This is a genomic window from Metabacillus sp. RB-C-LZQ-3-1 (assembly GCF_058315175.1).
On the sequence record NZ_JBZFLI010000014.1, the window covers coordinates 21402 to 32961 of the forward strand.

23 protein-coding genes are annotated in these 11560 nt (G+C 33.7%); 22 read left to right on the top strand and 1 reads right to left on the bottom strand.

All coding sequences use genetic code 11. The features are described from left to right. Positions 1 to 48 precede the first annotated feature (48 nt). Entirely contained in the window at positions 49 to 207 is a 159-nt protein-coding gene (locus AC4GZ8_RS19090) for a hypothetical protein (protein ID WP_491083488.1), read from the bottom strand. 473 nt (positions 208 to 680) lie between these two features. Between AC4GZ8_RS19090 and AC4GZ8_RS19095 the strand changes: the two genes are divergently transcribed. The 22 genes from AC4GZ8_RS19095 (at position 681) to AC4GZ8_RS19200 (ending at position 11399) form a co-directional block, all read left to right on the top strand. Beyond that, complete coding sequence (locus AC4GZ8_RS19095) at positions 681 to 899, top strand: helix-turn-helix domain-containing protein (RefSeq protein ID WP_491083489.1); 219 nt, start codon at positions 681 to 683, stop codon at positions 897 to 899. Between the two features lie 206 nt (positions 900 to 1105). After that, positions 1106 to 1408, top strand: coding sequence for a hypothetical protein (locus tag AC4GZ8_RS19100; protein WP_491083490.1), 303 nt, complete (start codon positions 1106 to 1108; stop codon positions 1406 to 1408). 6 nt (positions 1409 to 1414) lie between these two features. After that, a complete protein-coding gene (locus AC4GZ8_RS19105) occupies positions 1415 to 2221 on the top strand; it encodes a thermonuclease family protein (protein WP_491083491.1) in 807 nt (268 codons plus the stop codon). 36 nt (positions 2222 to 2257) lie between these two features. Then, positions 2258 to 2485 (top strand): hypothetical protein, encoded by a 228-nt coding sequence (locus AC4GZ8_RS19110; protein ID WP_491083492.1) that lies wholly within the window; start codon positions 2258 to 2260, stop codon positions 2483 to 2485. Between the two features lie 62 nt (positions 2486 to 2547). Next, positions 2548 to 3126 carry an SH3 domain-containing protein gene (locus AC4GZ8_RS19115; protein WP_491083493.1) on the top strand — a complete coding sequence of 193 codons (579 nt, stop codon included), beginning with the start codon at positions 2548 to 2550 and terminating at the stop codon, positions 3124 to 3126. Positions 3127 to 3288: 162 nt separating this feature from the next. Continuing rightward, positions 3289 to 3540 carry a hypothetical protein gene (locus AC4GZ8_RS19120; protein WP_491083494.1) on the top strand — a complete coding sequence of 84 codons (252 nt, stop codon included), beginning with the start codon at positions 3289 to 3291 and terminating at the stop codon, positions 3538 to 3540. A gap of 18 nt (positions 3541 to 3558) precedes the next feature. Further along, positions 3559 to 3957 (top strand): hypothetical protein, encoded by a 399-nt coding sequence (locus tag AC4GZ8_RS19125; protein WP_491083495.1) that lies wholly within the window; start codon positions 3559 to 3561, stop codon positions 3955 to 3957. Positions 3958 to 3970: 13 nt separating this feature from the next. Then, complete coding sequence (locus AC4GZ8_RS19130; protein WP_491083496.1) at positions 3971 to 4555, top strand: hypothetical protein; 585 nt, start codon at positions 3971 to 3973, stop codon at positions 4553 to 4555. Between the two features lie 231 nt (positions 4556 to 4786). After that, positions 4787 to 5131, top strand: coding sequence for a DUF4257 domain-containing protein (locus AC4GZ8_RS19135; protein ID WP_491083497.1), 345 nt, complete (start codon positions 4787 to 4789; stop codon positions 5129 to 5131). 70 nt (positions 5132 to 5201) lie between these two features. Beyond that, positions 5202 to 5408, top strand: a complete 207-nt coding sequence (locus tag AC4GZ8_RS19140) for a hypothetical protein (RefSeq protein ID WP_491083498.1) — start codon at positions 5202 to 5204, stop codon at positions 5406 to 5408. 79 nt (positions 5409 to 5487) lie between these two features. Further along, entirely contained in the window at positions 5488 to 5850 is a 363-nt protein-coding gene (locus tag AC4GZ8_RS19145; RefSeq protein WP_491083499.1) for a hypothetical protein, read from the top strand. Positions 5851 to 5918: 68 nt separating this feature from the next. Then, the gene (locus AC4GZ8_RS19150; RefSeq protein WP_491083500.1) at positions 5919 to 6578 is read left to right on the top strand and encodes a Fic family protein; all 660 of its coding nucleotides are present in this window, start codon (positions 5919 to 5921) and stop codon (positions 6576 to 6578) included. A 202-nt stretch (positions 6579 to 6780) separates the two neighbouring features. After that, a complete protein-coding gene (locus tag AC4GZ8_RS19155) occupies positions 6781 to 6945 on the top strand; it encodes a hypothetical protein (RefSeq protein ID WP_491083501.1) in 165 nt (54 codons plus the stop codon). Positions 6946 to 7157: 212 nt separating this feature from the next. Next, a complete protein-coding gene (locus AC4GZ8_RS19160) occupies positions 7158 to 7514 on the top strand; it encodes a hypothetical protein (protein WP_491083502.1) in 357 nt (118 codons plus the stop codon). Between the two features lie 112 nt (positions 7515 to 7626). Further along, on the top strand, positions 7627 to 8022 hold the full coding sequence (locus AC4GZ8_RS19165) for a hypothetical protein (protein WP_491083503.1): 396 nt from the start codon (positions 7627 to 7629) through the stop codon (positions 8020 to 8022). Continuing rightward, positions 8019 to 8258: a hypothetical protein gene (locus AC4GZ8_RS19170; protein WP_491083504.1), complete on the top strand. Its 240-nt coding sequence runs from the start codon at positions 8019 to 8021 to the stop codon at positions 8256 to 8258. Before AC4GZ8_RS19165 ends, AC4GZ8_RS19170 begins: the two co-directional genes overlap by 4 nt. Positions 8259 to 8398: 140 nt before the next feature. Beyond that, complete coding sequence (locus AC4GZ8_RS19175; RefSeq protein WP_491083505.1) at positions 8399 to 8563, top strand: hypothetical protein; 165 nt, start codon at positions 8399 to 8401, stop codon at positions 8561 to 8563. Between the two features lie 78 nt (positions 8564 to 8641). Then, positions 8642 to 9517, top strand: coding sequence for a phosphoadenosine phosphosulfate reductase domain-containing protein (locus tag AC4GZ8_RS19180; protein ID WP_491083506.1), 876 nt, complete (start codon positions 8642 to 8644; stop codon positions 9515 to 9517). A gap of 15 nt (positions 9518 to 9532) precedes the next feature. Continuing rightward, entirely contained in the window at positions 9533 to 10090 is a 558-nt protein-coding gene (locus AC4GZ8_RS19185) for a hypothetical protein (RefSeq protein ID WP_491083507.1), read from the top strand. A gap of 378 nt (positions 10091 to 10468) precedes the next feature. After that, the gene (locus tag AC4GZ8_RS19190) at positions 10469 to 10873 is read left to right on the top strand and encodes a hypothetical protein (protein ID WP_491083508.1); all 405 of its coding nucleotides are present in this window, start codon (positions 10469 to 10471) and stop codon (positions 10871 to 10873) included. A gap of 28 nt (positions 10874 to 10901) precedes the next feature. After that, positions 10902 to 11060, top strand: coding sequence for a hypothetical protein (locus AC4GZ8_RS19195; protein WP_491083509.1), 159 nt, complete (start codon positions 10902 to 10904; stop codon positions 11058 to 11060). A 78-nt stretch (positions 11061 to 11138) separates the two neighbouring features. After that, positions 11139 to 11399 (top strand): hypothetical protein, encoded by a 261-nt coding sequence (locus tag AC4GZ8_RS19200; RefSeq protein WP_491083510.1) that lies wholly within the window; start codon positions 11139 to 11141, stop codon positions 11397 to 11399. Positions 11400 to 11560: the final 161 nt, after the last annotated feature.

Consider the following 11560-nt stretch of genomic DNA (forward strand, 5'->3'; position numbering starts at 1 on the left):
GTAAACGGATAGAGCATGATACCTAAATTAAGTATCATGCTCTATTATTTATCCTCTATAATCCGATGTGCAAGTTGTACATTGACCTGAACCGCCACACTTATGACAGGTCATTGTTCCACCCGCAGACTTTCCAGAACCGCCACAGGACATACATTTGGTTGTTCCACTACATGCCCAACACGCTGTATGACTTTCATAACTCATTTAACTGCCTCCTAACACAAAGAAATACTTTAATACTTTAATCCTATAATACCATACTATATATCTACTAATTTTTATTAGAGTAAGTAAATTATTATATTAAATATAAAAAAGACATTTGAGAATTTCTAGCATTTAATATTTAAAAGGATTATTAAAATTTATCGGTATACGCCCTGCAAACACTTTGCATACAAGCTTTGCCAAGTGTTTGCAAAACTATATGCAGCGAATTTTTTAAAAAGAACGTCTTGAACCTTTCCACTTTTAACCTATTAGTCTCCTAATTTATGAATAATCCTTCTCAAAACTAGTTATCTCATGGTTTTCGAGAGATAAGTCACTTTCCTATTAGTCACAATCTTATTCCTGGGAGGAATAAAGTTATTTCATCTTCTCTTCTTTTCTCTTTGTATAAAACATTTAAACTCTGTCAAAACTATAAGAAAATATAGATTGGGAGAGTGAAAAAAATGTTTGGTGTAACCACAAGTAAAACCAAATTTGGTAAGTACTTAGACAAGAGAGGCGTTAAACAAAGTTGGATAGCTCAAAAAGCAAAAGTCTCTCAAAGCTATGTAAGTAAGTTAGCAAATGATAAAGATAAGATTCCCTCTATCCCTGTAGCAAAGAGGGTTATTCGAGCATTAAAACAGTATGATCGTCATATAGAATTCAGTGACTTTTGGTAAATTAATACGTAAAATACTAAAGAAATCCTTCGTATATTATGATATAATCAGGTAGTCATTAATAAATAAAGCATTTTAATTTCATATATAAAAATGGGAGTACCCCACAAAAAAACTAGTGAGATATTGATAATATTTCACCAGTCTTTTTGTGGGGTTTTTTAGTGTTCTAAAAACAATTCGAGATGATGGAAAGGGGCTTAATTATGACTAATTTCGAAAAAGAATTAGAGATTAAAAGAAGAAAAGAAAAAATAGAACAAATCTTGAATCATAAGGTGGAAGGAGAAGGATTCATTAATGCAGCACCTTCTATATGGAAAAAAATCATTCTCTTACATTTCAACAAAGTAAGTAGAGGGGAAATGACTGTAGAACAATTAATTAGCCTATTAGAATCAAAGGGAGTTACCTTTAATCAATCTAAACAACTCATTCGGTTCCCAGTCATTCATTGCCTTGAATATATAGCTAAAATCTCAAAAACTAAATTAGAACTTGAAAGGTAGGTTGTTATGAAGATTTTAAAATTTTTAACTATAATAGTTCTTTCACTCTCTTTATCTGCTTGTGCAACAGTACCTACTACTCCACCGCCTGCAGAACCTTTACCTAGTGTTTCATTACTAGAAATGGCAGAGAAACACCAACTAGAAACCGTTGAAGCTACTGTTCAGAAAGTAATTGATGGTGACACTATTGAAGCTGTTGCCATTACAGCTAATAAGGATTTAGATGTTAAAGCAAGTCAATCCTTTAATGTGCGCTACCTTCTGTTAGACACTCCCGAAAGTGTTGGAGAGCGTGCTCCTATGCCGTTTGGTAAAGAAGCATCTAATTACCATAAACAGCTCGTGGAAGGAAAAAAGGTAACGCTGATCTATGACAAAGGGGATAAAACTGATAAGTATGGTCGTCACCTTGCGTATGTCATGCTCGATAACAAATTAGTCCAACAGCAGATATTAGAAGAAGGGTTTGGGATTATTCGATATGTTTACCCACCAAACACAACATTTTTAAGCTATCTCCAAGAATTTGAGAAAAATGCAAGGGTTACACATAAAAATGTATGGTCCGTTCCAAATTACGTTACAACTGATGGATATAACGTAGCGGCAGTAGATGGTCAAATCCTTCAAGATAAAGTAACGGAGGATGTAGTTACCGGTTCTGGAGAAGTGGCTAAAGATGGGATTGAAGTATACTTAAATAAGGAATATGGTGGTGTAGCGGGTAAGGCTTACGATGCTCTGTTAGAAGAAGAAGTAGAAAATCACATAGATGAAGGTGTTAATAAGGTTCTCGAAATCTTTAAATAAAAGGGGATTGGAGGGATTATCATAAAAAAGTATCTAGTGGTAAGACGTGTAAGCGGGAGAGATTATTTTCATTCTATTGTTAAAGCGACCAGTATAAACCATGCTGCTGAAATGTTTACTGACGAAAATTATATTGATTCAACTTTAGAGGCACAACTCTATTGCATGTATCCATTAGTATCATATTCGTTTGATTCTAATGGGAAAATCGTAGTTCCAGAAGGTACTTACTATAAGATGATCATGCCTATGGATATTCAATGAAGTCTTACAATGTGATTATGTATAGAAATTCCAAACTTTCACTCAAAAAGAGGGGATTTATAATGAAAAAAACATTCATAGGTTTTATGATTGCTATCTTTTGTTTGAGTACAAATTTAACAGGTCTCGTTGCTAAAGCTGAAGAATGGCCAAGAGCAAAATGTACTTTGACAATTGATTCAGTGAAACATAAAGTACCTAATTACGCAACTCCCGATGGTGTTTGTAAGAATTTAATTGAGGGTTATTACGTTAGCTTTTCTGATGGAACTGACCGTTTTGGTATTCATGGTATGGCAAATCAGACTGTTTCTTATAGTGGTCAAAAATTTATTATAGGTGTTCCATCAGGTGATTACGTTGAAGCTGAATTAACAGTATATACAATTAAAAAACCAACACCCAAACCAAAGCCAACTCCTAAGCCAATAAAAGCTAAGCCAGTAAAAGTACTATTCAAAGGTAAGGTTACTGCAACTTCTTTAAATGTTCGTTCCACTGCAAGTATAAAAGGGGGGAAAATTGGCACTCTTACGAAAAATACAACCGTAGAAATTGTAGAATCTAGTAATGGTTGGTACAAAGTAAAATATGGTAAAGGTTATGGATGGGTTTCTGCAAATTATGTAAGGAAATTATAATCATTTTACTTAGTGTTTAAAAAGTGGGATAGAAATTCTATCCCACTTTTTTATGGTTGTCTTTGTAAATTAGCAAATATTTTTAAATTTATAAGTCATATAGTTAATGCTTGCCCCATATAGTTTTAATAAAATGAGTCTGACAGTAAAGGGGATAATAAATTGAATGAACATCGCACTCGGAAAAGTGTGTCCTTCAACATAACAGAACCACATGAAAAAGAATTGTTAGACTTTGCTCTTCAACAGTCCGATAACTTTTCGGGATTTTGCAAGGATCTAATAATTTCCGAAATGAGAAGAGTCAAACAACGGTCTCAGCAAAAAATCATTAAATTAAATACTTCAGGAAGCATTTCTATAAGCGCAGAGGAATTTGAGAAACTTTTTGCTCCAAGCGGGAATTCTCATTAAATAGAAAGGGGTAGGGGAATGAAGAATACATTTACACCCATGTTTGATAAACGAGTAAAGCCAGCTTATCTTATAAACCAAGAACAAAAACCTCGAAAGCAACGAAAAGATAAGAAAACACAAATTAAAGTACCTGTTACAGAAGAAGAAAAATTAAAAATCGCCAAGTTGAGTTTGCAAAATGGATACCAGGGCGAGATTCATCCTTATTTAGATATGGTTTTTTCTGTTGCGGTAGAACGGAATTTTACTAAATACGCTAAAGTTTTGCCATATAAAGATACAGAACTTTATGTATCTACCAAGATTCCAAAAGAAGTTTACGAGAAAATTGTTCAACTAAAAGTAGAGTGGGGACTTCGAAGCATTAGACAAGCAGCACATCGTATTCTAATAAATGAAATTCAAGTCTTTTAAAGGGGAGTAAAAAATGACAGCAATAAAGTATAGTAAATATGATCTGTTATTGAATGAATCTCTAAATTTAGAACAAGAAAATCCATTTATTCGATTTCTAGGAACTTTATTAAAACAACGTTCTTTTTCCTTTAATGTATTAGTCCCAAATGACCTATACCTCAGAGCAGAAGTGTTATGTGATGATATTACTAAGCTACGCATGGAAGATAAAACATATAACCAAGACAATTTAATCAATCATATTTTTACCAATTTTATTGAACAGGTTCGTAAACATGATTCCAATGTAGGGAGTATTTATAATCGTATCATCTTGAGAAATCAACAGATTCCTTTAGTAAATAACACACCTCTTTTTCCAGCCAAAAGTCGTACTACTGTTTCTACTAAAATCCCTCGCGACAATGTATATAGGGCAGAAGTGTTATTACAAGACCTTTCGGTTTTTGCACCTAAACATTCCCTTCAAGTTGAAAATCTCATAGAAATAGTTTATTTAGATTTTTTATTAGAATATCAGAACGGAAGAAGGAGCAATGTCATTAAAGAGATATTAGACGAATTAGATGGTGATTATGAAGAAGATGAAGCGTAAATTTCCACCTTCCACAATCTACTAGTCTATGATAAGATAAATGTAGTATTACTTTTTCTTTTTTCTTTTTTTAGCAACTCTCTATGAGTTAGCTGTTATTTACTAAACTTATGCGATCTCTGGATCGATCTCTTTGAATAACACTATCAGTGTGTTCAATTTACGAGACGTCCTAGAGGTCGCTTTTTGTGTTTCAAGCGGATTTTTTAAAAAACTAGGAGAGTGATTGTTATGTTTACACTAACAAATGTATTGCTTGCAGGAGTCATTGGTGGCGTTACTGGTTTGGTAGCACATCTCATTAGAAACAATCGCGTTCTTGTACTTCCGAAGAGAAGACAACGACCAAATGGGATATTTTTCGGCTTTTTGGCCGACTTCTTCATTGGTGCTTTGGCATCCATTTTTGCGACTACCTATCTTTTTAACCCAAGTGATATTCGTGAATTGGTTGGGATAGCCATAATGGCAGGTATGGCAGCAGAAAATGTTTTGCTAAATCGTGACCTTAATGCAGAAAAAACAAAATCAGAAGAACTAGACAAACTTCAACAACGACTAATTGGGAAAAAGTAAATGTCTAGTTTTTCTTCTTCCTTTTTAGGAAGAACAATAAAAAAACTACATAGAGAGAGGGAAAGGAATAATGAAAGGATTATCAAAATTAGAGATTGAAAAAATCGAGGAATTAAAAGAAAAAATGCTCCAATCAACGTGTGAAAAGGAAGTGAGATATTATGCTTCTCTTATTCACGAGATATTGGATGGAGTAGAGCGGAGATTACAATCTGTTCAAAAAAGTAATATATTTGAGATTCTTACCAAAAAAAAGTGGCGGTTAAGTTCTAATTAAGGGCTTAATCGCCTTTTTTTTGTTGTCTTTTTAAATCTGAGAACCTATCGGATACTAAACATAAGGAGAGATTTAGATTATGAGTTACAAAGTTGTTGAAGCTTTATCACTTGAAATTAAAGGAAGGGACAGTTTTTTTGTATTTCCTAATGAAGAAGCATATAACACATTTGACGTTCCCTTTCCCAAATTAAAAGTTTTAGATCGAGTAGCAATAAACGGGTGCAAGCGAATATGGACTATTCGAAATACAAATACACAAAGCACCTTCACGCAGCCAAATGGCACGATTTGGGCGCTTGCAAAAGTAACCATTTCTGATGAGTCAGGCTATTATGCTTCCATACATCGCAAATATATAGAGAGAGTATTACCAACAAAAGAAGATGAAGCATTGTTCCATAATAACGGGCAATTATCATTTTCTTTTAGTGATTGGTAAAAAACTAAAAGGGATAAGTATGTGATAAGATAAAAATAAGAATCTATATAAAAAAAGGCGTGAGCAGAATGATTGATAAAATTAATTTATCAAGGCGAGAAAATCTGTTTTTAGCAAAGAAATCGTTGATAGCAAACATTTATTATACTGCAAAAATCGAGGGTGTTAACGTAACCTTCCCTCAGACGAAAACGATTTTAGAAGGAATATCTGTTGCCAACTTAGATATGGATGATGTGCAAAAAATTCTAAATCTAAGAAATGCTTGGAGATATACAATTAGTAATATAGATAAACCTTTTCATTTAGATTTCGCAAAAAAGATAAATGAATTCGTTGCCTATAACGAAAGCATTGAATGGGGAGTATTGCGAAAAGGAAACGTAGGGATTTCAGGAGTAGAATACCGTCCTACCATTCCAGTGGAAAGTGAAGTCATAACTGAAATGAATAAAATTTTGAACATTTCATGCGTTACAGAACGAGCTTTAACTTATATGTTGTGGGCAATGCGTAAACAATTGTTTTGGGATGGCAATAAACGTACAGGTATTATTTCAGCTAATAAAATTTTAATTGAACACGGTAAAGGAATTTTAACGATTGAAGAAAAAAATTTAGGTGAATTTAATGAACGACTCTCAAAGTTTTACGAGACAAACGATTATAGTCATATAATCCATTTTTTATATGATAAGTGTTTATTCGGTATTGAGTACACTGATTAATAATTACACACTTGAACAATAAACCGTTAAAGAGAAAGGATAACTAAATCTAAACCGCAAAAGTATTCTTTGCGGTTTTTTTGTTGTTCTAATCCGTTTATTTATTCCTGTCAAAAATGGTATAATATAAGTACACTAAAGCGGTTCTATCACAGAAACCCTACTGCATAGGATAGTAAAAATAATCGAGGGTGGGATAGTAATGATTAAAATTTGGGAAGTTATGACCGTAGAACAAAGAAATCTATATAATTCTTTGAAAGACCAAATGATGGATGCTGTCACAGCTGATGAAGTACGTTATTTTGCTAATCTAATGCACGAGCTACTTGATCAGGTGGAATTAGAATTGGAAAAAGCTCAATAAATTCTCTAGTATTGAATTTTTAACTTTGCTATAATTATTATATATAGTTTTACTTTTTTCTTTTCTTTTGCGACCTTTTAAATTGGTCAGCTGTTACTTAACAAACACAAAGCAACCTTTGGGTTCGATATTTATACGCTAGTCGTATGTCTATCAAACTCCATTGGTTGCTTTTTTTGTTTGTAAAAAAACTTTTGGGAGAGTGAAGCAAAATGTCAAAGTCAATCGAAGAAATTCATGCTTATAATGCGGAACATGGGGTTTTGGAAACCAATCCTGTTACACCGGATTATCATGAGATTGAAAGAGAAACCTTCTATTTCGAAGAGTTAACTAAACAGGATGAAATCGTTCTGGAACGTCTTAGAATAGTCACTGACGGTTATGTTCCTCATTATGAAGTATCTTATTGCCATGCGATCATCAATGGAGTCAAAGCGGAAATTATGAATTTTCCTTATCAGATTCCGAAGCGTGGAGCGAAGAAATTTTTGGTTCAGGAATGTAAGGAACAGGGGATCTTTATTAAAGACATATGCAGTATGGAGAAATGGTCGATTTTAAGATAACTAACTTAAGTCTATTAAATAAACTTGGAGTGTAAAGAACGTTATTTGCCTGATATTCAGGTTTATTTCGTTCTTTTTTTATTTACCAAACTTTTAGAGAGGAAGTATTAACATGGAACTGTTTAAAGGGAGAGTTGTTGAGCTAGGTATGACCGTAGATGTGTACCGTAATCTCCATAAGGAAGGTTACAGTATTCGAGATTCTAAAAAAGGAGTGGTTTTAGCCCATTGTGATTCTGTAAGGATCGCTAAGGCTAATTTTAAGGTATCTGAAAGTGGAAGGCTAAAAACCGTAAATGAAAATCGAAGACGGGTACACGCATTTATCAGAGGTACATTAGTGGGAATTGATGAACCAATGGTTGATGGGTTAAGCAAAATCTATTACAACCCCTATAAGACTGAAAAGTTTTTAGATACCACTAACGATACTTACATTGATGCTGCTGCGGAGGTCTATTGTACTGGTAAATTTGCTTTCGCCAAGAAGGAGGATTTGTTGGTATGAATACCTATGAAATCATGAGTTCTAATTGGGTCGTTGCTATTTCGGTAAAAGATTGTATTAAGCCTGACAAGGTAGAAAACCTTGTCAAAGAACACTTTGACCAAATGCTGAAATTAAAAGGAAAATTCATGTTAACGCATGAAAAGTTTGTATCTTTTATTAATCAGAAATTAGGTCATGATTCGGCCTCTTATGCACCAGAATCTTTTACTAATAGTTTTATCATCTATCTATAAAACAAAAAAGTCTTTCACTAGCGAAGAACTGTCAATTATCACAAGTCCTTATGACAATTGGATACTCGACAGAGAGTATTTAGAACGTAAAGGCTTGTTTTTGTCTAGTGAATATGAATAAACCGTTGGGAGGAATAACAATGGAGAGAGCAGAGTTATTAAAAAGATTGAGTAAATTTAAGAATGTTCCTGGGCATGGACCAAAGGTTGAACAGCAATCCAATAAAGAATTGGGGCTATATGTAAATCTTATCGAAACTATGTCCAAAAAGGGAATAGCTAAATTGAAAGAATCTAAAAGCTAAATCATAACAAATTTAAGGAGGGTTGCCCCTTTATTAACATAAGGGGCGCTTGCTCCTTTTGTTATGGGGATATCAGATATGAAAACACAAAAATTAACGGAATTAGCAGAGAGATTAGCCATACCACTACCTAGCGAAATGGGTTCATTTGAAGACTATGATTCACTCCATTGTAATTTTTCAGGAGGGAAGGATAGTATTGCCTTAGTGCTGCTGTTACTTTACGGATACAAAGTACCAAAGAATAAAATCAAACTAGTCCACATGCGTGTTGATTCTTCTGAAGAACGCAATCCCAATCCTTTATTCGATTGGGAACAAACAGATGAATACTTACGTTATTGTGCGGAGAAGCTTGATTTACCTTTAGTTATTCTACATTCTCCTAAAAGTATGGAGGAACGTATTAGAGAAAGAGGACTTTGGCCTGCTCCTAGTCAACAGTTCTGCACTAGCTATCAAAAGCGTGATGTGTACGCTAAATGGGTGCGTTCTTTGGGTCCAGGAAAATACCTATGTCTTTCAGGAGAAAGAGCCCAAGAAAGTGCAAGAAGGTCACAGAATCTTGCTAAAGGTACATTTAGAGTTTATACGAGTGCAAATGCCCCTACGAAAAAACGCTATGTAGATTGGTATCGTCCTGTCCATCATCTCCTAACTGACGAAGTTTGGGAATTAATGAGATTGGCAGAAATAGATCCACATCCATGCTATCAATACGTTTCTCGTTGTTCATGCAAATTTTGTATCTTTTTATCTCCAGCCGAGATGAAAAAAGTAGCTGAACTATATCCTGATGAATTTCAAAGGTTAGTAGAAATGGAAAAACAAATGGGACATACCATGAAATATGAAAAAGGGAATCCTATTTCATTACAAGAGTTTATTAATAAAGCTAGTACAAAAGATGACCAAATGATATTAGACTTATTTAAGCCTTGTGCGGCTTGGTAATGGGAGGTTAATAGATTGGAACCAAAATCAAATAGAACGGGTTTTACAAAGTTAGGATTTTCGAAATCGGGATTCGGGGCATGTTCTCAGTGGGCAAGTTGTTCAATGGGAAAGTTTGAATGTCATTATGCTGCCGTTGATCCAGAAGTGAAAGAGTATTGTCATTGTTATCAACGCAATCATTATACTCCTAAACAAAAGGTCGAATCCGTTCAGAGTGTTGAAACTAAAGTAATGCTTATTGAAACAAAGGAAGTTAATTTTTATAAATTCGATAACCTTGAAACTAGATTATTAGGAAAAGCACTTACTCCAAATTTTAATACAAAAGCGGGTGAGCTGTATATATTGCGTCCTACTAATCAAAATAGCGGTACTCACTTCTTTGTTAATAGTTTTCCGCAAAATAAGTGGTTAGGCAGCTATAAGGTGGAAGACTTTGAAATCGTAAAAGAGTTTCCGAATGAAGATGAATTACTAGCCAATGTTTCAACGGAAAATAAAAATGTAAAAGAATACGTAAGAGAAGAAATGGACTTTAATGGAATGGAACAATTAAGTTTATTTTTATAAATAATGGCACCTAATAACTTTTTCGTTATTAGGGCCTTTTTCAAATTCTTTACTAGTTTTCAATCTCGAATTAGATGTTGAATTCTATGACCAAAATATAGTTATTTTCAATTAAATATGCTATATTAAAGTCATATTGATTTTTCTTTTTTTCTTTTTTATGCGACCAATTAAGGTCAGCCGTTCCCTAACAAATTTCGAGAGCCTTTGGGTTCATGTAGGATCTTTTTGTATCCTTATGAGTCCAGGGCTCTTTTTTGTTGCTTGGGACATGATTAAACCATATGCGCGTGTGTTAAGACGACTAGCAAAAAAGGGTTATTTTTGTTACTTGTCTTTTTTATATTTTTAAAAAAACTTTTAGAAAGGGTGTTTCAAATGAAACAATTATTAAACCAACTTAATACAGGAGAGGAAGCGGAAAAACTAGCCTATATCTTGGTAAATCAAACTCAAATCCCGAAACAGTACTTTGAGTACGGTTCACTCTTACTTATTAATGATTCTAGTAGTGAAGATAGCCTACAGGAATATGGGTTTTATAAGAAAGATGACCTTACACAGCGCTATTACAAATTTGAAAGTATTACTGTTAGCTGGTGTTCTGAGGAACAAATGGGACAATGGTTAGAGGAATACGAACAGACTCCAATTGAGAATATGACAGCCATTTTAACGGAAATATCTCTTCGGGAATCCAATCGTGACATTGACCATCATTTTTCTTTTGAACAGTTTGAGTTATTTAAAAAGAGATTCGCTGAGTTTGCTGCTACTTATTAGACGATTATTACGAAGGAGTGGAGATATGATGATTAGAATATATATTGCCGATATTTTATTCTTTTTAGGAAATAAGCTAATCATACTTTCTGCATTGTTGATGGGCTATAAAGATACAGCTAACGAATTGAAAGAAGCGCAAGCACATTGGCTTAAATCAGATGCCTTTAAAACAAAGAATTACTAAACAATACGAGGATATTACTCGCTAGACCCATATTGCGAGATACTAGACAATAAATGTGCCAAAGAGAGGAAAACAAAAATGAAGAAACCGATCACTGTTATACAAGCTGATATCATCTTCAAGGCTCTTTATTACACAGCACGTAATGAAGGTGTTGAAATAAACGAAGAGTTGACTGAAATATATGAAGTATTAGCAGAAGACAACCCAAGCGACACGAACGTAACAGATACTATTGATGTTATGGAATATTTAAGCGAATTTATAAAAAAAAGTGGTGAATATAACACATATTTCATAAAAGAAGATGATTGCAATGATTTTGATGGTGAAATTTGAGTTATTCTTCGAAATTCGTTTTGATATGAAAGAAATGTATTTAATGAGTCCCTTTCCTGATGAAGAGTTTGCTAAGTTTGCGGAGTCTTATTAAAGAATAGTATTTTAACAGAAAAGAGGGATATTATGAACGTTGCTGATATGTTATGGCAAGGACTAAA